Annotated in this window: 25 protein-coding genes; 12 read left to right on the forward strand and 13 right to left on the reverse strand. The window is 35.9% G+C overall.

The genetic code is table 11. From position 1 onward, the window contains the following. Positions 1–12: 12 nt before the first annotated feature. Entirely contained in the window at positions 13–1344 is a 1332-nt protein-coding gene (trkA, locus tag ACE1ET_RS11295) for a Trk system potassium transporter TrkA (protein ID WP_375728514.1), read from the reverse strand. A gap of 296 nt (positions 1345–1640) precedes the next feature. Here trkA and ACE1ET_RS11300 point away from each other — a divergent pair, with 296 nt between their 5' ends. Then, positions 1641–2378, forward strand: coding sequence for a YwaF family protein (locus ACE1ET_RS11300; RefSeq protein WP_375728515.1), 738 nt, complete (start codon positions 1641–1643; stop codon positions 2376–2378). Between the two features lie 146 nt (positions 2379–2524). After that, complete coding sequence (rpsO, locus tag ACE1ET_RS11305; RefSeq protein WP_375728516.1) at positions 2525–2797, forward strand: 30S ribosomal protein S15; 273 nt, start codon at positions 2525–2527, stop codon at positions 2795–2797. 59 nt (positions 2798–2856) lie between these two features. Here rpsO and ACE1ET_RS11310 read toward each other — a convergent pair whose 3' ends face one another. Next, positions 2857–3642, reverse strand: a complete 786-nt coding sequence (locus tag ACE1ET_RS11310; RefSeq protein WP_375728517.1) for a class I SAM-dependent methyltransferase — start codon at positions 3640–3642, stop codon at positions 2857–2859. Between the two features lie 339 nt (positions 3643–3981). Between ACE1ET_RS11310 and ACE1ET_RS11315 the strand changes: the two genes are divergently transcribed. The 10 genes from ACE1ET_RS11315 (at position 3982) to ACE1ET_RS11360 (ending at position 13872) form a co-directional block, all read left to right on the forward strand. Beyond that, on the forward strand, positions 3982–4236 hold the full coding sequence (locus tag ACE1ET_RS11315) for an RNA recognition motif domain-containing protein (protein ID WP_375728518.1): 255 nt from the start codon (positions 3982–3984) through the stop codon (positions 4234–4236). A 12-nt stretch (positions 4237–4248) separates the two neighbouring features. After that, entirely contained in the window at positions 4249–4449 is a 201-nt protein-coding gene (locus tag ACE1ET_RS11320; RefSeq protein ID WP_375728519.1) for a cold-shock protein, read from the forward strand. 7 nt (positions 4450–4456) lie between these two features. Continuing rightward, positions 4457–5536, forward strand: coding sequence for an NAD(P)H-dependent flavin oxidoreductase (locus ACE1ET_RS11325; RefSeq protein WP_375728520.1), 1080 nt, complete (start codon positions 4457–4459; stop codon positions 5534–5536). 18 nt (positions 5537–5554) lie between these two features. Then, the gene (locus tag ACE1ET_RS11330; RefSeq protein ID WP_375728521.1) at positions 5555–6007 is read left to right on the forward strand and encodes a cold-shock protein; all 453 of its coding nucleotides are present in this window, start codon (positions 5555–5557) and stop codon (positions 6005–6007) included. A 137-nt stretch (positions 6008–6144) separates the two neighbouring features. Continuing rightward, on the forward strand, positions 6145–6555 hold the full coding sequence (locus ACE1ET_RS11335; RefSeq protein WP_375728522.1) for a secondary thiamine-phosphate synthase enzyme YjbQ: 411 nt from the start codon (positions 6145–6147) through the stop codon (positions 6553–6555). Further along, positions 6555–7349: an O-methyltransferase gene (locus ACE1ET_RS11340; protein WP_375728523.1), complete on the forward strand. Its 795-nt coding sequence runs from the start codon at positions 6555–6557 to the stop codon at positions 7347–7349. Before ACE1ET_RS11335 ends, ACE1ET_RS11340 begins: the two co-directional genes overlap by 1 nt. A gap of 219 nt (positions 7350–7568) precedes the next feature. Then, a complete protein-coding gene (locus tag ACE1ET_RS11345; protein ID WP_375728524.1) occupies positions 7569–8597 on the forward strand; it encodes an OmpA/MotB family protein in 1029 nt (342 codons plus the stop codon). After that, the gene (locus tag ACE1ET_RS11350; RefSeq protein ID WP_375728525.1) at positions 8597–9586 is read left to right on the forward strand and encodes a GSCFA domain-containing protein; all 990 of its coding nucleotides are present in this window, start codon (positions 8597–8599) and stop codon (positions 9584–9586) included. Before ACE1ET_RS11345 ends, ACE1ET_RS11350 begins: the two co-directional genes overlap by 1 nt. Continuing rightward, entirely contained in the window at positions 9583–12024 is a 2442-nt protein-coding gene (locus ACE1ET_RS11355) for a bifunctional UDP-N-acetylmuramoyl-tripeptide:D-alanyl-D-alanine ligase/alanine racemase (protein WP_375728526.1), read from the forward strand. The genes ACE1ET_RS11350 and ACE1ET_RS11355 overlap by 4 nt, the downstream gene beginning before the upstream one ends. Positions 12025–12225: 201 nt before the next feature. After that, positions 12226–13872 (forward strand): DEAD/DEAH box helicase, encoded by a 1647-nt coding sequence (locus tag ACE1ET_RS11360; RefSeq protein WP_375728527.1) that lies wholly within the window; start codon positions 12226–12228, stop codon positions 13870–13872. Positions 13873–13926: 54 nt separating this feature from the next. Here ACE1ET_RS11360 and ACE1ET_RS11365 read toward each other — a convergent pair whose 3' ends face one another. From ACE1ET_RS11365 to ACE1ET_RS11415, 11 genes are all read right to left on the reverse strand, one after another. Beyond that, positions 13927–14886: a bile acid:sodium symporter family protein gene (locus ACE1ET_RS11365; RefSeq protein ID WP_375728528.1), complete on the reverse strand. Its 960-nt coding sequence runs from the start codon at positions 14884–14886 to the stop codon at positions 13927–13929. 236 nt (positions 14887–15122) lie between these two features. Continuing rightward, the gene (locus ACE1ET_RS11370) at positions 15123–15698 is read right to left on the reverse strand and encodes a DUF4377 domain-containing protein (protein WP_375728529.1); all 576 of its coding nucleotides are present in this window, start codon (positions 15696–15698) and stop codon (positions 15123–15125) included. A gap of 104 nt (positions 15699–15802) precedes the next feature. Beyond that, positions 15803–16522, reverse strand: a complete 720-nt coding sequence (locus ACE1ET_RS11375; RefSeq protein WP_375728530.1) for a hypothetical protein — start codon at positions 16520–16522, stop codon at positions 15803–15805. Next, positions 16494–17228, reverse strand: coding sequence for a carboxypeptidase-like regulatory domain-containing protein (locus ACE1ET_RS11380; protein ID WP_375728531.1), 735 nt, complete (start codon positions 17226–17228; stop codon positions 16494–16496). Before ACE1ET_RS11380 ends, ACE1ET_RS11375 begins: the two co-directional genes overlap by 29 nt. Next, the gene (locus tag ACE1ET_RS11385; RefSeq protein ID WP_375728532.1) at positions 17225–17905 is read right to left on the reverse strand and encodes a hypothetical protein; all 681 of its coding nucleotides are present in this window, start codon (positions 17903–17905) and stop codon (positions 17225–17227) included. The genes ACE1ET_RS11380 and ACE1ET_RS11385 overlap by 4 nt, the downstream gene beginning before the upstream one ends. A gap of 228 nt (positions 17906–18133) precedes the next feature. After that, on the reverse strand, positions 18134–18970 hold the full coding sequence (locus ACE1ET_RS11390) for a class I SAM-dependent methyltransferase (RefSeq protein WP_375728533.1): 837 nt from the start codon (positions 18968–18970) through the stop codon (positions 18134–18136). A gap of 132 nt (positions 18971–19102) precedes the next feature. Further along, the gene (locus ACE1ET_RS11395; protein WP_375728534.1) at positions 19103–19786 is read right to left on the reverse strand and encodes a hypothetical protein; all 684 of its coding nucleotides are present in this window, start codon (positions 19784–19786) and stop codon (positions 19103–19105) included. Positions 19787–20184: 398 nt separating this feature from the next. Beyond that, positions 20185–20751 (reverse strand): hypothetical protein, encoded by a 567-nt coding sequence (locus ACE1ET_RS11400; RefSeq protein WP_375728535.1) that lies wholly within the window; start codon positions 20749–20751, stop codon positions 20185–20187. A gap of 138 nt (positions 20752–20889) precedes the next feature. After that, positions 20890–21930 carry a M28 family peptidase gene (locus tag ACE1ET_RS11405; RefSeq protein WP_375728536.1) on the reverse strand — a complete coding sequence of 347 codons (1041 nt, stop codon included), beginning with the start codon at positions 21928–21930 and terminating at the stop codon, positions 20890–20892. A 195-nt stretch (positions 21931–22125) separates the two neighbouring features. Beyond that, positions 22126–24519 carry an ABC transporter permease gene (locus ACE1ET_RS11410; RefSeq protein ID WP_375728537.1) on the reverse strand — a complete coding sequence of 798 codons (2394 nt, stop codon included), beginning with the start codon at positions 24517–24519 and terminating at the stop codon, positions 22126–22128. Positions 24520–24834: 315 nt separating this feature from the next. Next, positions 24835–25494 (reverse strand): hypothetical protein, encoded by a 660-nt coding sequence (locus tag ACE1ET_RS11415; protein WP_375728538.1) that lies wholly within the window; start codon positions 25492–25494, stop codon positions 24835–24837. Positions 25495–25743: the final 249 nt, after the last annotated feature.

Here is a 25743-nt window from a genome sequence, read left to right on the forward strand (position 1 = left end):
GGCCAGTATGGATTAGAAAAGTTTTTCAATTTTTCTGATACCGGATGGCAGACAGAAAACAATTACCTGATCACCGGTCAGAATCTGAAGATCTCCATGTGCAATAAAAATCTCTCCGTTTCGAATAACGGCCCCGATATTTACATCGCGTGGAAGTTTCATTTCATTTAATTTACCCCGTGTTATTTTTGAACCATCTGTAGCCACTAATTCCATAACTTCGGCATCGGATGCTGTGAGACATTTAACATGAGATACCTCAGCATTCAATGTAAGCTGGTATATATGGCTAGCGGCAATACGCTTTTTATTGATAATTGTTCCTACGCCGAAGTTTTCAGCTAATCCAAAATAATCAATGTTTTCTACTTCGGCAACCGTCTTTTTAACGCCCATTTGTTTTGCAAGCATACATGACAGAATATTGGTTTCCGCATTTCCTGTTAGCGCTACAAATGCATCCATTTTATCTATCCCTTCTTCCCTTAGAAGGTCCATGTCGCGTCCGTCGCCATTTATCACAAGCGCTCTGTCCAGTTTATCCACAATTTTAAAACTGCGGGCTTTATCAATTTCCACAATTTTTACATTGTAATAGTCGGGAACAAACTGCGCCGTTTTAATTCCGATGCGTGATCCTCCCATGATCATCACATTTCTTACATCGAAATTCTTTTTACCGGCACGTTCTTTTACAACCGGAAGTTGTGCTTTTGTCGTAATAAAATAAACAATGTCGCCGTCTTCTATCTCATCATCTCCGGTTGGTATAATGGTGTCATAACCTCTCGTGATAGCCAGGATCCGGTAATTCTCATCACGTGCATCAAGATAAGCAAGTGGTTTATTTACAATCGGTGCATTTCCCCGAATCTTAAGTCCGATTAGAATCAGTTCCCCATCAGAAAAATCAAACAACTGACGAATGCCCGGCATACGCAATGACTGCACAATCTCGCGTGCTGCCAGCATCTCAGGATAAATGAGTGAATCAACGCCAAAACGTTTGAAGCGTTCTATATTTTCAGGCTGTACATAATCATTGTTGTCAATTCTGGCAACCGTCATTTTTGCACCAAGGTCTTTTGCCAGAATACAGGAAGTTATATTTTCAGATTCATATGGTGTTACCGCGATAAAAAGATCAGCATTTTTTATGTTGCTGTCTTTTAAATCGTAAATTGATACCGGACTACCTGCATGTGTCATGAGGTCGAAATTGGCATCCAGTGGTTTTAAATGTTCTTCTTTCTGATCCAAAAGAACGATGTCATGACGTTCTGTGGATAACATTTTTGCAAGGTGAGTACCTACTTGTCCGGCTCCTGCAATTACAATATTCATAGTGTTGTTCCTTTCTCTCTAATAGCAAATCAGGTGCAAATTTAATATGAAAAACCCATATGGCTAAATTTAGAGTATGAATTACAGTTAAAAATTTGTTATAGATCTGTAAATCAATTTTATATCATGCATTAAATATGGAAAATACGGCAAAGAGGATATGTTGAAAGTTTTGGAATAATTTTGTGTTGCTAAGTATCTGTTTTGAGCAAAAGATGCAGTAAATCAGATAGCTACACGGAAGGTATTCATATAATCATTATATTGTGAGGCTATTTTAATCTAATACAAGTCGTATGCAAAGCTTTTTTAATCCGGCAGAACATAGTGATATTCTGATTCCAATGTATGGAAAAATTCATTTGCTGACCCTGGCTGGTGTCGTTGTTTTGGTTTTATTAATGATGCTGAATAAAAAGGGAATAAGGAGACTAGCCGGAAACCGCAGGTTTATGGTAAGGTTTATTATGGGTTACATGCTTATTGAAATGCTTTACTGGACGCTAATCTGGGCTTTTAAAGTAGAACCGTATTTTGAACGATTCCCACTGCATCTTTGTGCTTCGTTATCCATTCTGATGCCTGTTCTGATCCTAACCCGGAAATATGGTTTATTCCGCTTCTTTTCCTATTGGTCATTATGCGCAGGGTTTATATCTTTTGTGAATCCAAGTTTTATACATGATGCTCCAATGAGTTTCCCGTTTATTCATTATCTCATCAGGCATTATTTCCTTTTCATTATCCCGATTTTTATGCAAATAGGTTTGGAATTTAAACACAGCTACAGGGAATTTCTGGTCTCAATTGCCAGTCTGGCAGGATATGCGTTGTTCATCTTTTTCCTGGATTGGGCAACCGGCGCTAACTATATGCATCTGGGTAAGCATAATCCATTGGATATAGGCTTTTTACCTTCAAGCTTTACTGCCTGGCCATGGAGCTATCCCAGTTTTGTAGGTGTGGGAATTATCCTGCTGCACCTGGCCTATTTAGGACTTAAAGGAATAGAATTAAAAGAAGTGAAAAGATAGAAAAGCCAGATTGTTATTTATGGAATGCGTGCTAATCTATTTTTAAGAAGGGATAAAACAATTTTTTGAAGATATTGAAGTGTAAATGTTTGGGAATCACAGAAAAAATGTGTTATTTTGCGCTCCGATTAAATAAATAATTAATTATGAGTTATTTGACACCAGAGAAAAAGCAAGAGATCTTCGGGACTCACGGAAAGTCTAATTCTGATACTGGCAGCCCAGAGGCGCAGATAGCATTATTTTCATACCGTATTTCCCACTTAACAGAACATTTAAAGATCAATAAAAAAGACTTTGCTACTGAACGTTCTTTGAAAAAACTCGTTGGTAAACGTCGTCGTCTGCTTGATTACTTAAAATCAAAAGATATTGAACGTTACCGCGCAATTATCAAAGAACTTGGAATTCGCCGTTAATTCCAACACTCTTAAAAAATTAAAGCCGTCTGAATTTTCAGACGGCTTTTTTATGTTTTTTATTTGACACCCTTTAGCGCATAAATCATCGGTAGTTTACCCTCAAGTCCCCGGATCTTAAACTTTCCGGGTTCGGTTTCAACCGTATTTTGAAAACAATCATAGGGCGAGTAATCGAATTCTCTGAAAATTTCTATTGATATGCCATTTTGTTTTAAAGCTGTAAATATATCAGAAAGAGTATGGTTCCACGAAACTGATTCTAGTTCAAGGGTTTCACTGCCGTCGGTATACGATCCTTTTTCGGTTTCAACAATAGAACCGGTATTAAAATAACCATATTCTACCGACTTAAAATCATAACTGAACATCCATACTACCGGATGGAATTCTGCCAATATGAAAGACCCTCCAGGTTTGAGGTAGCGATTTATAATTCCGGCCCAACGCTCAATATCAGGCAACCATCCAATGGTGCCGTAACTGGTAAATACAATATCGAAAGTTTTGTTAAGGTGTTTGGGAAGATCGTAAATATCACAACGAATAAATTTGGCTCTTAAATTGGTGCTCTTGCTCAGTTCTCTTGCTTTCTCAATGGCCACGTCCGATAAATCAACACCGGTTACATTAGCGCCCATCCTAGCAAGTGACAATGTATCCTGTCCGAAATGGCATTGCAAATGCAAAATTTTTTTTCCGGTAATATCACCAAGCAAATCAAGCTCAATGCAGTTCAGGCTATTTCTACCCTGCAGAAATGATTCATTGTCGTAGAACGCTGATCCGAAATGAACTTTGGTTCGTTCATTCCATAATTTTCGGTTGATATCTATATAATTCATGCTGCAAAATAATAAAATTAGCAATGTAAAAGGGGGCTTATATCCAGTTATGTGCTGTAAATCAGATATTAAGTTAAAAAACAGCAATAAATAATACACACCTTAAATATTAAATGTACATTTGTTGCGATTTCAGGTTTGAAAATTTGTGCTTTCATTTTCTAATTTCCATTTAGCTCTTAGTCAATTTCAGTTCACCTTTTTGAATCCTTATTAGTTTTGATATCAGACATATATTATTGGTTATGCTGTTTCAATCTGAACAAAGCAGGATATTTTAGCTTTAGCGTATGCCATTTTTCTGATCTGGTATCAGGTTACACATTTAAAAGAGAAAAAATGAATATTTATGTTGGGAACCTTGATTTTAAGGTTAATGAGTATGATTTAGAACAGTTATTTAATGACTTTGGATCGGTAAGTGAAGCGAAAGTTATTATAGACAAGTATAGTGGCAGGAGCAAAGGTTTTGGCTTTGTGACCATGGAAGACGATGAAGAAGCTAAAAAAGCAATTGATGGTTTAAATGGCTCTTCATTCAAGGCCAGAGATTTGATTGTAAATGAAGCAAAACCAAAGAAAACAAGTTTTTAAGAATTGATAATTATGCAGAAAGGAAAAGTAAAATGGTACGATGATATCAAAGGTTTTGGATTCATCGAGTCTGAAAATGATGGTGACATTTTTGTACATCGCTCAGGTCTTGATAGTCCATATAGTGGTTTACAGAATGAACAGGAAGTAACTTTTGATACAAAACGGGGCGAAAAAGGCCTTGTAGCGTTAAATGTAAGATCGGCTAATTAAGATTACGTTGAAAGCATTTAATATAGGAGATTTAAGAATACCCATTCCAATCATTCAGGGCGGAATGGGTATTGGTATTTCTTTATCCGGCCTGGCATCTGCGGTGGCAAATATGGGTGGTGTTGGTGTGATTTCTACTGTTGGTATTGGATTTATTGAAGACAGTAGCAGTTTTAACCTTAAAAATAAACATATTGAAGCCATACGGAAAGAGATACAAAAAGCAAGGGAGAAGACCAGGGGAATACTTGGGGTAAATATCATGTCGGTGATCACAAACTTTTCTGATATGGTACGAACTTCCATTGAGGAGGGGATTGATATTATTTTTTCTGGCGCAGGTTTACCACTTGATCTTCCCAAATACCTCGGTGAAGGAATTAAAACCAAACTGGTGCCAATCGTATCTTCGGGACGTGCAGCATCTATTTTGTGCTCAAAATGGAAGCAGAATTACGATTACCTCCCTGATGCTCTTGTTGTGGAGGGGCCAAAGGCAGGAGGACATCTTGGGTTTAAACCTGATGTTATCAGCGATGAAAACCAGTCCCTTGAAAACCTGGTGTCAGATGTGTTGGTTGTAACCCGGGACATGAAGGAAAAATATAATGTGGATATTCCGGTTATAGCGGCCGGAGGCATTTATTCAGGCGAAGATATGTATCAAATCATGGAAAGAGGTGCTTCTGCCGTTCAGTTGGGAACAAGATTTGTTGCCACTGAGGAGTGCGATGCATCCATTGATTTTAAAAATACATTTATTAACGCAAGGGAAGCGGATATCCGGATCATTAAAAGTCCGGTAGGCTTGCCGGGACGCACAATTAATAACAATTTTCTTGATGATGCATATGCAGGGTTGCGCAGGCCAAAATCATGCAAATATAATTGCATCAAAACCTGCGATCCTAAAACAACATCATACTGTATTGCAGACGCTCTTTTGGCAGCGTATCATGGAAATATGAAAGACGGATTTGCTTTTACCGGTGCTAATGCCGAAAAAGTAGACCGCATATCAACTGTTAAGCAGGTATTTGAAGATTTAATAGCAGAATTTAAAAACAGAAAAAGTTTAAATCAATAATCATTTTAAAAATTATTTATGGGAAGATCACAGGAAACCTTTAATAAAAAAGAAGTCAGAAACAAAAAAGAAAAGAAAAGAAAAGACAAAGAAAAAAAGAGACTGGCCAGAAAAGAAGGTGATAAGAAAAACAGTCTTGATGATATGATTGCCTATGTGGATGAGAACGGACAAATTACGTCCACACCACCTGATCCGGATAAAAAGACCGAAGTAGAACTGGACGATATTGAGATAAGTACGCCAAAGATGGATGAGTCGAATCGTCCTGATCCCGTTCGCAAGGGTATTGTTATCTTTTTTAATGATTCCAAAGGTTATGGCTTTTTAAAGGATAAGGAGACACAGGAGAAAATTTTTGTTCATGCCAATAACCTGAATGAAGAGATTAAGGAAGGCAATGTTGTTACTTTCGAAGTAGAAAAAGGGCTCAAGGGGCTCAATGCAGTAAGGGTTTCAGTGGTAAAGTAAGTTTTCATAATCCATTTAATAGTTTCGGTTTCATTGTATTAATTCGCGGAACCATGATTCCACGGATTAAATGACGATATGGCTGTCAGTGTTGTTAATATCACTGACATGTTTATCTTTGTGTTCACTAAACAGGTATGCAGCAATTATTTACCATATCTACCAATGTGCACGAGGGACTGTTTGACATTACCCGTCAGGTGGAAGAGATTGTCCGTCAGTCGGACGTTGAGCAAGGATTGGTTTCTGTCTATGTTCAGGGAGCTACAGCTGGTATTATGATCCAGGAAAACTGGGACGATTCTGTACAAAATGATGTCGTAACTTTATTGCGTAAATTAATACCACATGGCGTTTGGGAACACGACGCGCAGGACAACAACGGGGACTCTCATTTAAAAGCAGGATTGGTTAGTCCTTCAGAGACAATTCCTCTTATAAACGGCAGGATGGGGCTTTCTATCTGGCAGAATATTTTTCTGTGTGAATTTGACGGACCACGTGATAAACGGTCTGTAGTTGTCACAATTATTAAAGATCAAACTTAATGGGAAACACCTCTTTCAGAATTCGATCTTTTATAATACATCTTATCACTGCCATTCGGAACAACAAAGGTTTCGGTGTGCAGTCTCCATTTGCATACAATCTGCTGAAAGAAGCTATTCATGGTGATCATTCGTTTTATTCATTTCTGGATCTCAGAAAGGAGAAAAACAGGATGCTGAGGATAAAGCGGGAGATTGAGGTCGAGGATTTTGGTGCCGGTGGCTACAGCAGATATTTGTGCCCTGTTTGTGAGGTCGTATTCAAATCTGTAAAATCCACGGGGCAGCAGGAAATGTTGTTTCGTTTGGTCAACCACATGAAATCTTCAACCATACTGGAACTGGGAACTTCACTGGGCCTGACAACTGCATATCTTGCTTCAGCAAATCCTAAGGCACAGGTGGTAACCATCGAAGCCTGCCATGCCTGTGCAAAAGAAGCTGCTGATCTTTGGAAAAAACTGAACCTAACAAATATTACACTTATTGAAGATACGTTTGATAATAAACTTCTGCCAGCATTAAAGCTACTTAAAAATGTTGATTTTGTATTTATTGACGGGAACCATACCGGTGAGGCTCTTGAACGTTATTTTGAACAGATTCTGCCATACTGTACTGAAAATTGTATGGTTGTTGCTGATGATATTTACTGGTCGCACGATATGTATGATAGCTGGTTGAGGATAAAAGGTCATTCTTCGGTACGCGTTTCCTTTAATCTATTTCATATGGGGATTATGGTTTTGAATTCTGAAGTTACCCCCGGACATTATAAGGCGATAGTTTTATAATAGAATCAAGATACAAGACAAGAATCAAGACGGTATAACTTATCACTTTTACTTACAACTTACAACTTACAACATATTACTTACAACTTATTACTTACAACTTATTACTTATTACTCACAGCTAGTGACTTTGTTAATAATTTGGTCATAGTTTGAACACACTAAATTCGGGCCCTGCATCGTTATTTTAGTTAATTTGTAAATCAAAACTCAAAACTGATGAAACTTCGTAACGTAATTTTATTTTTTACTGCTACAATACTGATCAGCAGTTGTATCCCGTTGAAATCATTCAAGGACATGGAAGAGCAGAACAAAAACTTTGCTGCTCAAAACAGTCGTTTGAACCGTGAAAACAGGGAAATGACTGTAGCCAATAAAGAACTGAATGCTCAGAATGCCAGTCTGACAAATGAAGTGGATCTGCTGGTCGCTGATACATTGCGATTAGCTAAAAATGTTCACGATCTGCAATACAGCCTGGATCAGAGCAGGAAACAATATGATGACCTGATTAGCGCGTATGAGTCGTCCTCATCAGGAAATACTGCCGAAATGACCCAGTTACTGAAACAGTTGCAAAATTTGCAGAACGATCTTCAGGCTAGGGAAGATGCATTGAATTCCACACAGCAGGCGCTTTCTGAAAAGCGGAAGAACCTTGAAAATGCGGTGGCTAATCTGGAACAGGCTCAGAAAGATATTGAAGCCAGAAATGCGCGTATTCTTGAAATGGAGCGCATTCTGCATCAGAAGGATTCTATCATGAACAGTCTGCAGAGTAGAGTCATGGAAGCATTAAAGGGCTACCACGGTAAAGGTCTTCAGGTACACATGAAAGATGGATTGTTATACGTGTCCCTCGATGAAAAACTGTTATTCCAGTCAGGTAAGTGGGATGTGGATCCAAATGGTGTGGCAGCTTTGAATAAGCTTGCAGAAGTGTTGGCAAATAATCCTGACATCAGGGTGATGATTGAAGGCCATACTGATGATGTACCATATAACGGAACAGGACAGATTTTGGATAACTGGGACCTGAGTGTGAAACGAGCTACTGCCATTGTTCGTATCCTGCTTAAAAATCCTGGTATTGATCCTAAAAATATAACTGCTGCAGGGCGCAGTAAATATGTACCACTTGATTCGGCCAACACTCCTGAAGCCCGTCAGAAAAACAGACGCACCGAGATTATACTTACCCCAAATCTGGATGAGCTGATGAAGGTGATTGGAAATGTAGAATAATGGAACTGCTCACAAAAGTCACCATTCCTGAGCCGTTTCAGCGGCTTGAACATTATCATCCGGTAATGTTTATGGGATCATGCTTTGCAACCAGTGTGGGTGAACGTTTTGTGAAAAGTAAGTTTCCTTCCGTTATTAATCCGTTTGGTGTTATATATAATCCGTATTCTGTTGCGAGTGCTCTTGGGTTCATGATTTCCGACGATCCGCTACCAGAATCCGCATTGATTGAACACGATGGGATGTGGCACAGTTTTTACCATCACAGTATATTTTCTGCTGAAACCAAAGAAGCCTGCCTGCAAAAAACAGAGGAAAAGCGCCTGAGGGCATCGGAGTTTCTTAAAAGCGCAGAATGCTTATTCATAACCTTTGGAACATCGTGGGTATTTGAACATCAGCAAACCGGATTGGTGGTTTCAAACTGCCACAAAATTCCCGCATCACAATTTAACCGCTATCGCTTGAACCAGGAAGAAATAGTGGCTCAGTACAAGGATTTGTTGGTAAAACTTAATGTGTTTAATCCGGCATTAAAAGTGGTGTTTACTGTTAGTCCGGTTCGCCACTGGAAAGATGGGGCACATGGGAATCAACTCAGTAAAGCAGTTTTGTTACTGGCTGTAGAACAACTTTGCGAATGGTTCGATTCGGCAAGTTATTTTCCGTCATACGAGCTGGTGATGGATGAACTGAGGGATTACAGGTTTTATGCATCCGATATGCTGCATATGAACGATCAAACCGTGGAATATATCTGGCAACGTTTTTCTGATAAGTGGCTGAGCCGCGATGCTCGACAGGTGGTGAAAAAGGTTGAAGAGATTGTTAAAGCCGTTGAACACAAACCATTTAATCCTAACAGTGAAACTTATATAACGTTTCTGGAAAATGTGTTACAAAAGGCACACGATCTGGAAAACCATTTTCCGCATCTTGATTTTTACGCAGAAAAACGTATCTTGAACGAACGTTTATCACAGGCATGATCAACCTTTCAATAAAAGATATTGCACAAATTACAGGTGGTGAAATTTATGGAGATGCTGCTGCCAAGGTTACCTCAGTTCTTACGGACAGCAGGATTGTAAGTAATACAGCCGGTGCACTGTTTTTTGCCTTGAAAACCAGCAAAAATAACGGACATAAATATCTTCCGGATCTGTTGGAAAAAGGAGTGACTTTGTTCGTTGTTTCTGAAAAGCCATTAGTTAAGAATATTACATATTTGTTGGTGGAGGATACCCTGAAAGCTTTACAGGATATCGCTTTATATCAGCGAAAACAACTTCATGGAAAGGTTATCGCCATAACCGGAAGCAACGGTAAAACGGTGGTAAAAGAATGGCTGTTCCAGCTGTTGAGCACAAAATATAACGTGTACAGATCACCAAGAAGTTATAACTCCCAGCTTGGAGTGGCGCTTTCGCTTATCAATGCGGAACAGGGGAGCGATATTAACATTATTGAAGCAGGTATTTCTCAGCCTGGTGAGATGGAGCGGCTGGAAGAAATTATTGCGCCCGATGTGGCAGTGCTTACGAATATTGGCGAGCCGCACCAGGAAAATTTTGGATCTTATGAAGAGAAAACCCGTGAGAAACTGGTGCTTTTCAGACATGCGGAAGTAAAGGTTGTACCTGCCGATGGTGTGCCGCTTCAGAAGTTGTTGCTTAATAATTTTACAGGGTATTATGCATGGTCTTATCACAGTAGTTACGGAGCTTCTGTTTCGGTTCGGACCATAGATAGCAAGTCGGTTTTAAACTTTAAAGGCAGGCTTAATCACGAAATTGTAATTCCTTATACAGACAAGGCATCTATTGAAAATGCCATCACATGTTTTTTTACGATTCACGCTTCCGGCTATGACCCGAAGGAGTTCAATGATGCATTTTTACGTCTTGAACCGGTAGCTATGCGTATGGAGTTGAAACAGGGGGTTAACAATTCTATCCTGATTAACGATTCTTATAATTCAGATATTGGATCGCTGGCCATTGCTTTGGATTTTCTGCTGCAACAGGCTGGGAGTGGAAATCGCCTTAAAAGGGTGATCCTGTCTGATATTATTCAGTCAGGTAAGCAACCGGAAGATTTGTATGATGAGGTCAATAAGTTATTGGTTGAGAAAGGCATAGACCTGTTGATTGGTGTGGGAGAATCCATTTCGGATCATTCCGGATTATTTTCGATTCCAGGCCATTTTTATAAATCTACCGGAGACTTTCTCAAAGATATTGAACAGTACCAGTTTAGTGGTGAGGCCATTCTTATTAAAGGTGCCAGACGTTTTGAATTTGAGACCGTGGCGGAGCATCTGGCTTATAAAGTACATAAGACAACACTGGAAATCAACCTGAACCGCCTTGTTCAGAATATTACTGTTTTCAAACGATTATTAAAACCGGAGACAAGGATAATGGCTATGGTTAAAGCCTTTGCATATGGTTCCGGTTCGTTTGAGGTAGCACGTCACCTACAATTCCATGGTGTTAATTACCTGGCTGTTGCCGTTGCTGATGAAGGCGTGGAATTGCGAAACGCAGGAGTTACATTACCTATTGTGGTTATGGCGCCTGAAATGCAAAGTCTTGATATACTTTTTAAATACCATCTGGAACCCGAAGTGTATTCTTTCGAAATTCTGGAAACTCTGATCAATGAGGCAAAAGCATTAGGCGAAATGAATTATCCTGTTCATGTTAAGCTGGATACCGGGATGCACAGGATGGGGTTTTTACCGGAAGATATTGAAAAACTGATTAGTATATTAAACGAACAGAGTTATATAAAAGTACATTCCGTTTTCAGTCATTTGGCTGCTGCAGATGAACCCGATAAGGACGCTTTTACGTTGGAACAAATTAATTTGTTTAAACAATATTCAGAGAAAATAGAAGATGGTATTGGTTACGGATTCTTAAAGCATATTTTGAATTCTGCTGGTACAGAACGATTTTTTGAATATCAGTTCGATATGGTAAGACTCGGGATCGGAATGTATGGTGTAACTGCAGCCGGAAATGATGAGCTGAAGCCGGTTGGAACTTTTAAAACCATGGTATCTGCGGTAAAAGCCGTTCCCAAAACTGAAACAGTTGGGTACGGAAGAAAAGGCGTTCTGTCTCGCGATTCAGAAATTGCGGTTATTCCGGTTGGTTATGCTGATGGTCTGGCACGTTTGCTTGGGAATGGGAGAGGATATGCGGTCATTAACGGGAATAAGGTTCCGTATGTAGGCAATATTTGTATGGATTTAAGCATGTTGGATGTTACCGGACTCAACGTAAAACCAGGTGATGAAGTCATTCTTTTTGGTGATGATCCGCATATTAATACGGTGGCAGACTGGATGCAAACCATACCTTATGAAGTGATTACCAGTATTTCGCAGCGCGTTAAACGTGTCTTTACCAGAGAATAAATTTCCAGTGAATCATATAATCCAGTGTCTTGTTTCTTTAATCTTAAGTCTTAAAAAATAAACTGTTGCAGGTTCAAATAATAAGCTTACCTTTGCGGCTCAAATTTCAGGGGTGATCATCGTATAGAGTTCAATGTTGAAGCGCCTGAGATTTAATCCATTCCGCAGTCTTAGAGAAGGCTGTTTAATTCAAAAATATATATGACATTTTTAGAATCGGGGCTGGAGCCAAATGTTCTACGTGCGATTGAAGAACTTGGTTTTGTTACCCCAACGCCTATTCAGGCAAAGACGATCCCGCATCTGTTAAACTCGGATCAGGATATTGTAGCATTGGCCCAGACCGGTACCGGTAAGACCGCCGCTTTTGGTTTGCCGATTATTCATTTGGTTCATACAGAACTAAAAACCGTTCAGGCACTTATTCTGTGCCCTACACGCGAATTATGTATTCAGATTGCCAGTGATATGGCGAATTTTTCAAAGTATGTTCCGGGACTTGATATTGTATCGGTTTACGGAGGTGCACCAATCGGTCCGCAAATAAAATCAATTAAAAGTGGAGCCCAGATTGTGGTAGGAACTCCCGGACGTACCCTTGATCTGATTAACCGAGGTGTGTTGAAAGTAGATATTATTCAATGGGTGGTTTTCGACGAAGCTGACGAAATGCTCAACATGGGCTTCAAGGAAGATCTGGATGAGATATTAAAAACCACTCCTCCTGAAAAACAAACTTTATTGTTTTCTGCCACAATGCCTGTCGAGATCAGTCGGATCGCAAAGAAATATATGACAGATGCCATTGAATTCTCTGTTGGCAAGAAAAATGCAGGAGCTGAAAATGTGATCCATGAGTATTACATGGTTCATGCCCGTGACCGCTATGCTGCGTTAAAACGGATTGCAGATATGAATCCTAAAATTTACGGGATTGTTTTTTGCCGCACCCGTCAGGAAACAAAAGATGTAGCAGATCATTTGATCAACGATGGATATAATGCCGATGCGTTGCATGGGGATTTATCTCAACCACAGCGCGACCTCGTTATGAATAAATTCAGACAGGGACATCTGCACATGCTGGTTGCTACCGATGTGGCAGCGCGTGGATTGGATGTAAACGATCTGACTCATGTGATCAACTATAATTTACCGGATGATCCTGAAGTATATGTTCATCGTAGTGGTAGAACAGGAAGAGCAGGGAAGAACGGGGTTTCAGTTTCTATCATTCATACCCGTGAGAAAGGAAAGATTAAACAGATAGAGCGCATCCTGAATAAGCAGATGGAGCATAAAATGGTACCGGGTGGTCGGGCCATTTGCGAAAAGCAACTGTTCAATCTGGTTGATACTGTAGAAAATATTACAGTTGACGATCAGCAGATAGACAAATATCTTCCTGTAGTGTATAAAAAACTGGAGTGGTTAAGTCGTGAAGATCTGATCAAACGCTTTCTTTCTGTGGAGTTCAACCGTTTTCTGGAGTACTATAAAAATGCTCCGGATTTGAATGCGGGTGTAAAGGAGGAGAGAAGTGAAGGTGGAAAGAGTGAGAGAAGAAGAGGGAAAGGAGCCAAAGGAGGTAAGCGGAGCAGTTCCAATATGTCGCGTTTATTTCTTAATGTGGGGGCTATTGATAAGCTGAATCCTGCAAAGCTGATTGGTATGATCAATGATTTTACCCAGGTACGTAATATCGAAATCGGCGAAATAGATATTAAAAAGAAATATGCCTTTTTTGAAGTGGATAATAAATTTGAAGCAACAGTTATTAAATCGTTCAAACGTCAGAGCGTAAATGGCAGAAAACTGAACGTGGAGGTAGCACAGAAAATAAGATAGGTTCAGTCCTTATAAAGCAAAAATCCTCGTTTTTTAACGGGGATTTTTTGTTTACTATATTTCCCTCTTTCCATGCCTTGATGCAATAAAACTGATAATCAGCAACTGAACAGGATGAAACAACATGATGGGTAATAAAAAGATGCCGGTTGAAGCCGAATTCTGAAACAGAATTTTTGCAAATACGGTACCGTGAACCAACGATTTTTTTGTGCCGCTAAACTGGGCTGTAATCGTGTCTTCCAAATTGAAATGTAGCAGTTTGGATATAAAACCAGTGAGAAAAAAGATGCCAAAGAAGAGTACTATGACAGCTCCCATAATGAGTAAAAGATCATAAGCATTAATGGAACTGAAAACATTATTTTCAAAGGATTCCGAGAAGCTTTTATAAATGATCAGCAGAATAACAGATTTATCAAATAATGTGAGGTATCTTGAATGCTTGCGTGCAAATTTCCCCCAGAACCGGTGGAGGGCGAGCCCCAATGCAACAGGAAGCAGGATTTGTGTAATAAGTCTGATATAAATTTCTCCAAGATTGAAGTCAACGGAGGATTGTTGCATGAACAGCCCCATCCACAAAGGTGTGATCACAATTCCAATAAGGCCGGAAATGCTGGCATTAAAAATAGCTGCAGGAATATTTCCCCTGGCTATGGATACCATTACCACAGAAGATGAAACGGTTGATGGCAATGCACCTAAAAACAAAAATGCAAGCCAGATGGTATGTCCGTTTTCTGTAGTGATAAACGGATAAAACAGCAGAACAACCAGAGGAAAAATAAGGAAGGTAGTAAGTTGAACCAGAATATGCAGTTTCCAGTTTCGCAGTCCGGTTTTAATTTGATGTGGGCTTAGCTTAAGTCCGTAAAAAAAGAAGATCAGAGAAATACCAATGCTGGCAATAAGGTTGAGTGGAATGCCACTGTTGGGACTGGCAGGTTGTGGAAAGAACCAGGCCAGCACAATGACAACTAAGATTGCCAATATGAATTTGTCAATTTTCATGAAAATATCCGACGCTTTGTTTGTGGTCAAATATACTACCAATTAAAGGATTTGAAAAAAGAAGATATTTTGACTTTTAAGGGATGTATATTTTATAAAGGTGTGATAAGTCAAAACGCTAAACGGAGATATGAATTCAAGAAGATATCATATGTAGAACACATCCATCATTTATGAAGATCAGTTAATTGTTAACACACATGTTGATTACGTTTGCACGTATAAAGCCTTTAAAACTAGTATTTTTTAGTGCTGCTTAATTTAATCAAACGAATACTGTTTTTATCAATGTGAGTAAATGTTCCCGTAATGCTCTTTTTGTTTGTAATATCATCGTTGAGTTTATCGTACAGATCTCCACACTCTATTTTAGTTGAATGCAGCAGTGTAAATTCAGAGTTTTCATTTTTAACAACCAAAGATTCAAAACCATTACTATATTCGATAGTAAGCTCAATATCAAAAGTGGTCTCTTCTGGTACTTTTGTCTTTGAAATTATTCTTTCCAGGGTATAAGTAACTGCTGGAGCATCTATGGGAGGGTCTTCAATATATTTTTTTTGAACCTTTATATTGTAAATATAACCTAACTCATAATCAAAACCATGAATATTCTGAGCGAATCCTTTCCAAATCCCGGTCCCGATTTCATCTTCTTCTTCGACCCAATAGGATAATCCGTAAAATAGCTCCTGGAAATTTGCCGGTTGCTGGTAATGGTTTATACGCAAATTAACAATTTCAGTTGTGTCATCTTTCTCACAAGCTGTTAAAAGAATAGCTAAAAATAAAATAAATGGTAATTTTCTCATTGTAACTGATTTTTTATATGCATAATGAGGGTATTCATTATAACTTGGTTGCATCAAAGAGAATGTTTTGTGCAAAGAGAAGAGGAGCGGAAGACCTTATCGCGTTATTCCGATAAATTAATTTTTATATATTCGGTTTGCTTTTTTAAAGTACCTCCTTCAGATTTGATGTAATCAAAAGCATTCTGACAACCTATAGCAATGTATATAAACTGTGTTTGTTCAGGCAAGTTTAAAGTGTATAGCATTTCTTGAAATTGGCATAAGAATTTTGATTCCTCCGGTTCATCACATGTTTTTATCCACTGATAGTTTAAATTGCCAGAGCTTTCCGTATAATATATTAATACCAAATCAAACGGTGTTTGACTTTCAGCATTTCCTGAAATATGAATATAATTCCCATCTTTTGTAACTGAAACACTATCAAGGACCACGTTAACATCAACTGGTTTACACAAAAGTGCAGAATTAATAACAATCGGTACTTCTCCACCAAGTATTAGCTGGTTCTTTAAATGATAAGTTCCTAGCCCGTCTTTTTCGAAAATAATATGTTGGTACCCGATTGGAACAGACATATTAAAATAGCCATCCTGGTTTGTTCTATTAATATAATCTTTTGCATTGTTAACGGTTATTTTAACATCTGAAGGATCAATTTTTTGTCCATACTCATCCAAGCATTCAACGTATCCGACAATATTTCCTGATTCAAATTCAGGTACATTTTCAATTGTATGTGTACAAGCTGAAATTCCTGTCAGGAATATGCATATTTTTATTAAGCGAAATTTAATAAACATGGCTGCTATTCTTATCATAAAATCCTTCAAAGAAAATATCATTGTCAAATACTACCGGATATTGCCTTATATTGTTTGCAGAATGCCAGTTCGTGTATGGATAGTTAAAACCCAGAACCGGATATATGGCGTAATATACATCGGAATCCGGAGCATCAACACCTAAAAATAAGTAGTTAATAAAGTCCGGATTGTAATTATTGTCAACATACATAAAATCGGTGTAATTAGTATAATCTGCTTTTTCTTTTTCATTAATAAATATAATAAATTCAACGCGTTCATTTTCCGAGAATGAACCACTACAAATTAATTGATGAAAGTATAGTCCCTCATAGAGAATTTTATCAACTCGTATCGTGGTTATGTATTTCTTTTTAAAAATGTAAAACCCATCGGTTTGTATCGGGTCTGTAAAGAAAATCTGATAACCGGGAATGTATGTCGAAACATATCCATCTTTTATCAACGTAATATTATAAGTGCCATAGGGAATATTTGAAAACTTAAAATCGCCTTCCGAATCACAAGTGGTTTCAAAAATCTGATCACCTCTGTTAAAAATTATTTTAACATTGCTAACATTATGAGTTCCATCATACCAGTGGAGTGAATCTCCATATATATGTCCGGAAAAATCTCCTGAATAACTGAATGTATTTTTATCAGTCTTTTCACATGCTATAATGAGGAGCATGGATACTATGAAATATAATATTTTCATTGAATACTGCTTTTGATCTGATACCATCCTGACCTTTGCACGGTTCTAACATAGCCTTCATATGGAACCACAGCTAAATTATAATAGTTGAATATTTTTTCAGAATTAATATCAGCAGAGGCGAAATATCCGATACTGTCATTACGAATATCGATATATCTTGAAAAAAGGAATTGAATGTCTGAATTCAACGTGTCGTTACTTCCCCAAAACTCTATCCGTGAAACTTTATTTCTGAATGGTACTTTTATGTACAAGTACAGGTAATGTTCATATTTTACAGAATCGGAAATAATTTTTGCAGTGTAATCCGGTATGTGGCTGATTCTTGCATTCAGTGTAATTGTGTCATAACCACCTAGTGCAACAACTTCAATGCTATCCATCGAAAATCCAGGAAAATCATGAATATAACCACTGAAAAAACCAAATGGTACTTCAAGCAAATTACTGGAATTTATTACGTCATAATTGAAGGTGTCCTTTTCGTTATTTATTAAAGTTAATTGTCCTGAGTAAATATCCTTAATGTATCTGTTAGGTTCTTCCCCAAAATAGGGATTAATAATATCAATATCCAGATAAAGAGGAACTGTTTTTTCATATGGATTGGAAATCTTCTGCGTACAACTTAACAGACTTAGAAAAATAACAAATAAATATTTTCTTTTAATCATTAATCATTAGGTTTAAAATATTTAAAATTAATATTTTAATGTGAAAGAAACCAGATTTGAATTCAATTTAATTGTTGGAAGCTTTCGGATTTGATGTTTTTTGTCTGCATAGGAGTTTATTTAAAATGCAATTTTCATGCATATATCTTATTAAGTTTTTAGTAATAAGATTATGATTGATACAATCACGAAGATTAATGACCAGGTTTCGGCCTTACAAATGTTCAATTATTTTTTATAACAATCAATCACAACAAAAGGAACACTTAATTTTAGAGTCCCATCATTCTGCGATTTTAGGTTTAATTCATTTTCTACCAGTAAAAATATTTCTTCTTGTTTGTCTTTAGGTAAAATTTCTTTCCATCCGTTAATAAATGCAAGTCGGATGAAGTAGTGGTTCAGCATGGATGTTCCATCAACAAATCTGTATTCAAATCTATCGTGAACCACTGAATTTATGGTGAATCCATATGATTTAATTAATTCAATATACTGATCAAGCGGTTTACGTTTCTTGTAAATCTGTTGTTGCATTGATTCTAAAAAATTATGAAATTTTAAATCAGTCAATATTTTTTCCATGGTTGAATAAAACTCAATCATAGTATTGTTCAAATTCATGGTTTGAATAAATTGTCCTCCTTTTTTAATGATACGGGCGCATTCGTACAACGACTTGTTTATATCTGTCACATTGTTTAATCCGTTATTACTGACAATTAAATCAATTGAGTTATTCTTTAGAGGAATATCCTCGGCAATTCCACGAATTATTTCAGTATTTCTGATGCCATAAAAGTCAATTTTTTTTTCGGCTCTGTCAGTTGCAGCATCCCATGGATCAATCCCATATATTTTTGAGTCTTTACCTAACCGCATGGCAATTTCAGTTAATGGAAATCCGGTGCCAAAACCAATATCCAGCACTTTAATTCCTTTTTTGTAATGAATTCCATCAAGTAATTTTAATCCAAACGGTGCAGCCCATAGAGGTAATTCGTCAAATACATTTACAAGACTTTCTGAATCCAAATCCCAATCGGTTTTCAAGTATTGAGTCATGTTGTAGTTTTTTATGTTATCGCTGTCCCATTTATTGAGAGGAATTAATTCAAACTAAAAGAGCAAACGGAGAAAATAGACTTTTTAAAATTGAAATAACTGTTATGCTTTATGGCTTTGTGTCGTCCCCGGTTACTTTTTTCTTATCAGTCTGTTTATGAACCCAATTGCATGATGAAAAATTATACCGCTAAAAAGTAACCCATTTGAAAATATAATTAGGTACAGTAACTGACTATCATGATTTAATTTTAGCATACTCTTATCAAATATAAAAATAAGAAGGCTGTTAAAAAACATGAACACAAAAAGGGTGATTATCTTAATTTGATTATTGCCTTTCAAGTACAGATAAATAAACCCACTTGCAACACATGCAACTATCAAATCATAATATCCAATTTTAATCTCATTATGTGAAATATTGGTAATCATAAAAAGCAATATCAGGGACAGGGCAGTGGAAAGTCCAATCCCAAATAATCCCGCTATTTGCCACGATTTTATTGAAATCATGTAAAAAATAGTCAGTCCTGTCGCGACCGAAATCAATAACACTAAAATCTCAGGAAAAGATGCAAAGCCTAAGGTAGAAACATAATTTATCAGCACCATGAAACCAATAACAGAAATCGCTATCCAAATTACACTCCAGTCAGGAATTCTTCTGATCAAACCCAGAATACCAACAAATCCAATAGATAATGCAAAAATCCCACCAAATGCAATGCCCGAATAAAGTCTCCATGCAGGAATCTCATAGCATGATCCACCTGCAATTAAACAACCTACTGTCATCCCCAGGCCAATGAGCATAACAGGCAACGTCGTTATGTATATTTGTTGGGTTGCCAATGACGTTTTTGTCAACTTATTTATCAAAATCCTCTCAGGTTATGATTCATTATGGTTAATATTTTCACGAATTTAAACTAATTTTTCCATGATGTGATTCAAGAAGCTTTGTATATTTCTGTGAAATAGCATAATAGGTCATATTATGTGTCTTACGCCGTAGTTAATGACTATTTCTTATACTATTCAATTCTGTTTATACAAGGAAGGTCTAACTCTATTTTTTATATTTTATTCAATCTATTAATAGTTGCAGATCATAGCTCATTATCGTGTACCTTCCCACGGTATGCTGTCTTCCCGATAAATATCGGGATGCACTATGACTGCGTGTATTGTATGGCTTTATTACTATTTCTTCAAAGATAAATGTAAATCGGCTTGCTTTTTGTCTTAAGTAAATACCGGGTTTTATCTGTTTCTTGCTTTGTTTTAATCTTATAAACAAATCCAAAGCAGCAATTACAATCACACGTATTTCCATACTCTATTAGCTCTAAAACAACAAGATTTTCTTCGGGTACATAATTAAATCCTGCAAAGAAATCAGAACAACAATTAGCTTGAATTGTAATATTAACCGACAATATGCTATCAACAAGACATGTGTCGAAGGCAACGATATTTTTGTACTCAGGGTAAGGATAAATTATCGTATCTCCTTCTTCATAAGAACGAGAACTATTGCAAGGTATAGGTTCTACTTCAATTAATTCAAAACCATTGTCTGTGGCACATTTTATACTGGGTGAATCTTTGTCTAGCAACAATCTTGGAGGAGGAGGTGCCTCCCAAGGAATAAATTCAATCAATGTATCAGTTGATAGAGGTATAATTGAGTCTGAAGTATTATGATTTTCAATTTGAGAATGGCATTTTAAATAAGACAAACTCAAGTAAAATGTCAAAAGGAGTATTATTTTCATCCTATATTTATTAACCAATTTATAGCAGATTCAATGCCACATAACGTTCCTGTGTTATGCTGTCGTCCCAATGTACATCGGGATGCAGTATGACCACGTTTTGGATGTATGTTTGCGGTATCTAAATTTGCAATCTTATCAATTATGAATGGTTTTGTTCCTGTCAATGTACTCTATGAAGTTTATTAAGAAATAAAAATATTCATTTAAGTTCTTATTGTCAACCACAGTTATTTTGTCTCTAAAGCTATGTATTTCGCCAAAAGATACAGGAGAAAACATGCTAGCAATTATTGGAAATGATAATTTTGTGTCATCTGTCAGGTTTATCACTGGTATTCCTTTTTTATATCTTGTAAAATAACTACGCTGAGGAATTAAACCACCGACTAAGTTTCCCAATATTGAAATTCCAAAATCTTTGAAAAAATGTTGCCCTTTGAAAATGTAAAAATCACTCAATGCACCTTCTGGAAGTTTTGTTTTATTCAATGGATAATCAGACTTATTGCAAATCACTTGTGCTATATCAACTAAATTATAATCACTTACATTTTCTGTTACAGTAATACCATTTAATCCTGCTTTACCAATCATGTCTATATTAATGGCATAATAACTTTTAGCCCAGTCTTTTTTTCTAACTTTTGACACATGAGTTCTAGCACCTCGAAGGCCATATTCTTCCAATCCTGTAAATAAAAAACGATAGGTATAATGCATGTCTTTATTTAAAACATAAGATAAAAGATGTATGGACATTGCAACGCCAGTTCCATTATCATATACTCCTTTCGACAAGTAAATATTAGATGTTATTATATCAAGGTTGCCATTAATTAACATATTAAGAACAGCTAAAATGTTTCCATCAATTTTATCATAATGACAGACTATGTAAACGACAGAATCTGTTTCTCCTCTTTTTTCGACAATAACATTTCTATAAACTCCAAACCAGTCAATAGCTTCAGTTTTTATCCTTAGGTTGTCCAGGCTATCTAACTGGTTAAAATAGTCTTTGAGGTATTTGTATCTGTGGTAATTATTTCCTTGGGCAAAATCCTTTATCGTAGAGCAAAAGTCAATTGAATCATGCTCTTTTAATTGATTATTTTGTGATAAACCAACATAAGAAAGTAAAACTAAAAAAATAGATAATTGTATTCTCATTATCATATTAATAAGTTTAATGGATTAACTAATCAACATACTTATGCCTAACGGATGTGCATATGAAACGTTTGGCATTTCAAAGCGACTTCCTATCAAACCGTTGCGATATTTGTTAAGTGTACCACTCTTATAATTAGCATTTTACGACAAATGTTTTATGTGCTGTGTAATGTACTGGGCGTTATTAGTATGTCTCATTTATTCATCTTTAAGTGTCATTACAGGATTTTGAATCGCTGCTCTATAAACCTGAATATTAATGCTAAGTATGGTAACCAATATTAATAAAACACTTGTGATAATAAATATCCCAACACCAATATTAATTCTATATGCAAAACTTTGTAGCCAATTGTCTATAACATAATATGCAACAGGGAAAGCAATGAACAATGATAATATTAACATTAAGAAATATTTTTGATTCAACATTTTTACAACATTAGAAACTGTTGCTCCATTGACCTTTCGAATTCCTATTTCTTTAGTTCGTTGTTGAATATTTTCAATCGATATGCTAATTAAACCAAGAGTAATAATAACCATTGCAATAACAGAAAGTATGATTAGTATTCGTCTTGCATAGGTTTCTTTGCTATAAAGGCTATTATAAGAATTTTCAAAAAAGGAATATTTTAAATAATTGTCTGAGGTAAACTTTTTCCATTGTTTTTCAAGGAATCCAACCGTTGAAACAGCATTATTATTTCCAGTCTTAATTGATAAATAATTAGGAATCCAATGGGTGTATACTGTAGGCATCGTTACAAAAGCCATAGGTTTTATTTCCTTTTGTTTTGAATCGAAATGGAAGTTTTTCACAACGCCTATTATTTTAAAAGTTTTTCCTCCAAATTCAATGCTGTTATTTAAAACATTATTATATCGCAGAATTTTAGCTGCCGATTCATTTATTACAATTTTATTATCATTTGAATAATCGTTAGAGAAAAATCTTCCTTGTAAAATTTCCAGTTGAAATACATCTTTAAAACTAAAGTCGCAAGGACAAAATGCCATAACAAAACTTTCTTTTGATCCTTTAATGATTTTCTTACAAGCTATTTCCGGAAACTGTTCGCCTGGAATTGTATAAGAATAAGTTACCTGTTCAATTTCTGGATTATTAAGCAACGAATTTTTAAACGATTCTAACGAATTACCCAATTTGTCAATACCTTTAACATTTATTATATTTTCTTTTGTCATTCCTAATTCATCATTCTCCATGTAATGTAGTTGTCGGTTTATTATTAAAGTGCTGAAAATAACAATTACAGATATCACCAATTGAATTACCATTAAAGCATTAAAGCTATTCTTCTTTGATATATTATGGTTGCGATTTATTAAAGATGATAAACTCTGTTTAATTGTTGATGGTATAGACACCATTGCCACTGTAAAGGCGATCATCAAGGAAACCACTAATAAAATAATATAATTGCTGAAATTGTCAGTAAATCTAAAATTTTCAATTTTTATTATTAATGGAACCAATGTCTCAAGCAAAATAAAACTTATAAAAATAGAAATCACTGTTATTATTATTATTTCAGACAAGAACTTGTAAAAGAGACTGTCGTTTCTGGCACCACTGACCTTTCTTACATATATTTCTTTATGTGATTTGTTTATTCTAATTTTTGTAAGCGTAATGAAAATAGAACTTGTAATTATTAATATCAGGACTAAAACTGAAATGAATAATTTGATATATATTACATCACCATTTTGTTCGAGTTCATCATTAAAGTTCGAATGTAAATGTATGTCTGTCAATTTTTGTAAGTCATGCCTGAAATAATTTTCCGAATTGGTTAAAGAAGCATTATTAAAATCCTTAATAATTGGGGCGATATAGTTTAATGTATATTCATTAATTTTTTTTTGAAGATTTTCAATATCAATATTTTTTTGCAATAGTAAATAGGTATAAAAATCCGTAGATAACCATTGCTCATTATCAGTCCACCTCAGTGTATTCATGGAAAACAGTATATCGAAGTGAAAATGTGATTCATTTGGGAAATTATTTACAACACTTTTTATTGTGAAAGTATGCTTGTTACCATCAATGAAGAAATCTAATTTATTTCCTGCTACATTATTGCTTCCAAAAAGTCTATTAGCGGCTTTCTCAGTAAGAATAACTTCATTTGGATTACTTAAAATTTCTTTGTTGTACCCATTGATAAAGCTTACATCAAATATCGAAAAAAAGCTAGTGTCAACCCCGTATGCTTTAAGATAAAGCGCATTTTTATCCTCATTGGTTACTTCCACACTACCAATCTTGAGAATCCTTGTTGCAGCTTTTACTTCAGGGAAATTATTTTCTAAGGATTTAGCTAAAGGTGCGCCAGTACGTGCGCTTGTTATTGTCAAATCACCTGCTTTTCCATTAATTACAACCCTATATATGTCCTGTTGATTTTTATGAAATTTGTCAAAACTTTTTTCGATGAAAATCCAATTAGAAAGTGTTAATATCACTGTAAGTCCAAGAGTTATTGAAATTATACTTGTTATAGAATACAATGAATGTCTTTTTAAGTTCAGAGATATACTTTTAAGATTTATTTTCGACATAATATATTGTTTTTCTTATCATAAAGCTATTCCAGAAATCATGCCCAAAGTATATTGTGTTTAATATCAGCACATTAAAAATCATCATATAATCTCATTGTCTAATTTATTTACGGTTGAAGTAAATTTTTTCACACAGTCTCATGATTGTTTTAAAGCTTGCAGGATGTTTTTTCGCCTTGTACATAGCGTTCCCGCGGTATGGTGTCGTGGCAGTTTCTGTCCGACTGGAAAGGAATTGTCACGACAAAAGAGACAGCCTGCGAACGTTGATATGTTTTATTTAAAAGTACAGCCATGCAGTATGACTGCGTGTTAGCTGCTGCCTTTTTTTTCGATTGTAACACGTTTAATTGAGAATTTGTATAAATCGTCTATATCCCAATTATGACGATAATATTCCACTATTTTATTTTCAACTTTAGTTATTTTCATTTCAATCAGTTCGGACAATTTTATAAGTAAGTTTTTTAGGTCATTAATTTCTTCCGGAGAAATTTTCACTGTCCGTATATGAAAAGCGCCAACATTAATAATTTCTTTAGTTTCACTGGGACTTAGCACAATTAAGGATTGATTTGTTTCCTCTTCATTTAATCCTTGATGAGCTATATATTTATTCCTCAGAATTAGGAAAAAGTCAAGAGTTTTGGATAAAATTTCATCTTTCCTTAAGATACCTTTATCTAATGTTACTTTTCCACCTTCACCTTGATTAAAGATTCTTCCTAAAAGAATTACGGATTGTTTCCATAAAGCCTCTTTAATCACATCATTATCAATTATCTCGTAATTACTTAATAATTCTAAGGCTTGGTTAAGATCAGCTTTTATACTATGGTAACCAGCGTGCTGTTTACTAAAGGGATCTGTTACTTTACTTTCAGGATGAGTTGTTAATACAAATGGGCATATAATTCCATTTTGTACAATGTTGAAAACTCTGTCTTTGTTGTTATTACCATCGATAATCATATGGTTATTTTAAGGTTGCAGCTAACGTTCCCGCGGTATGGTGTCGTGGCAGTTTCTTTCACTCGTGAAAGGAACTGTCAGGACGAAAGGCGCTTGCAGCGAACGTTGAATTATTTTGTTTAAAAGTACTGCCATGCACTATGACCGCGCTTTATATTTACACCTGTTTATCAACAAAAAGAATCATATAATGATGTAAGTGATTGATATTCTTTTCTTTTTGCTACTTTTTCTTTTCTTGTTAATTGT

The sequence above is a fragment of the Quyinboa mangrovi genome (assembly GCF_042219825.1).
Taxonomy (GTDB): domain Bacteria; phylum Bacteroidota; class Bacteroidia; order Bacteroidales; family UBA5342; genus JBHJHP01.

Excerpts from the sequence above, each read along its gene's own strand:
- trkA (WP_375728514.1), bottom strand. The coding sequence starts at position 1,344 with ATGAATATTGTAATTGCAGGAGCCGGACAAGTAGGTACTCACCTTGCA.
- ACE1ET_RS11300 (WP_375728515.1), top strand. The coding sequence starts at position 1,641 with ATGCAAAGCTTTTTTAATCCGGCAGAACATAGTGATATTCTGATTCCA.
- rpsO (WP_375728516.1), top strand. The coding sequence starts at position 2,525 with ATGAGTTATTTGACACCAGAGAAAAAGCAAGAGATCTTCGGGACTCAC.
- ACE1ET_RS11310 (WP_375728517.1), bottom strand. The coding sequence starts at position 3,642 with ATGAATTATATAGATATCAACCGAAAATTATGGAATGAACGAACCAAA.
- ACE1ET_RS11315 (WP_375728518.1), top strand. The coding sequence starts at position 3,982 with ATGAATATTTATGTTGGGAACCTTGATTTTAAGGTTAATGAGTATGAT.
- ACE1ET_RS11320 (WP_375728519.1), top strand. The coding sequence starts at position 4,249 with ATGCAGAAAGGAAAAGTAAAATGGTACGATGATATCAAAGGTTTTGGA.
- ACE1ET_RS11330 (WP_375728521.1), top strand. The coding sequence starts at position 5,555 with ATGGGAAGATCACAGGAAACCTTTAATAAAAAAGAAGTCAGAAACAAA.
- ACE1ET_RS11335 (WP_375728522.1), top strand. The coding sequence starts at position 6,145 with ATGCAGCAATTATTTACCATATCTACCAATGTGCACGAGGGACTGTTT.
- ACE1ET_RS11340 (WP_375728523.1), top strand. The coding sequence starts at position 6,555 with ATGGGAAACACCTCTTTCAGAATTCGATCTTTTATAATACATCTTATC.
- ACE1ET_RS11345 (WP_375728524.1), top strand. The coding sequence starts at position 7,569 with ATGAAACTTCGTAACGTAATTTTATTTTTTACTGCTACAATACTGATC.
- ACE1ET_RS11350 (WP_375728525.1), top strand. The coding sequence starts at position 8,597 with ATGGAACTGCTCACAAAAGTCACCATTCCTGAGCCGTTTCAGCGGCTT.
- ACE1ET_RS11355 (WP_375728526.1), top strand. The coding sequence starts at position 9,583 with ATGATCAACCTTTCAATAAAAGATATTGCACAAATTACAGGTGGTGAA.
- ACE1ET_RS11360 (WP_375728527.1), top strand. The coding sequence starts at position 12,226 with ATGACATTTTTAGAATCGGGGCTGGAGCCAAATGTTCTACGTGCGATT.
- ACE1ET_RS11365 (WP_375728528.1), bottom strand. The coding sequence starts at position 14,886 with ATGAAAATTGACAAATTCATATTGGCAATCTTAGTTGTCATTGTGCTG.
- ACE1ET_RS11370 (WP_375728529.1), bottom strand. The coding sequence starts at position 15,698 with ATGAGAAAATTACCATTTATTTTATTTTTAGCTATTCTTTTAACAGCT.
- ACE1ET_RS11375 (WP_375728530.1), bottom strand. The coding sequence starts at position 16,522 with ATGATAAGAATAGCAGCCATGTTTATTAAATTTCGCTTAATAAAAATA.
- ACE1ET_RS11380 (WP_375728531.1), bottom strand. The coding sequence starts at position 17,228 with ATGAAAATATTATATTTCATAGTATCCATGCTCCTCATTATAGCATGT.
- ACE1ET_RS11385 (WP_375728532.1), bottom strand. The coding sequence starts at position 17,905 with ATGATTAAAAGAAAATATTTATTTGTTATTTTTCTAAGTCTGTTAAGT.
- ACE1ET_RS11390 (WP_375728533.1), bottom strand. The coding sequence starts at position 18,970 with ATGACTCAATACTTGAAAACCGATTGGGATTTGGATTCAGAAAGTCTT.
- ACE1ET_RS11395 (WP_375728534.1), bottom strand. The coding sequence starts at position 19,786 with ATGCTCATTGGCCTGGGGATGACAGTAGGTTGTTTAATTGCAGGTGGA.
- ACE1ET_RS11400 (WP_375728535.1), bottom strand. The coding sequence starts at position 20,751 with ATGAAAATAATACTCCTTTTGACATTTTACTTGAGTTTGTCTTATTTA.
- ACE1ET_RS11405 (WP_375728536.1), bottom strand. The coding sequence starts at position 21,930 with ATGATAATGAGAATACAATTATCTATTTTTTTAGTTTTACTTTCTTAT.
- ACE1ET_RS11410 (WP_375728537.1), bottom strand. The coding sequence starts at position 24,519 with ATGTCGAAAATAAATCTTAAAAGTATATCTCTGAACTTAAAAAGACAT.
- ACE1ET_RS11415 (WP_375728538.1), bottom strand. The coding sequence starts at position 25,494 with ATGATTATCGATGGTAATAACAACAAAGACAGAGTTTTCAACATTGTA.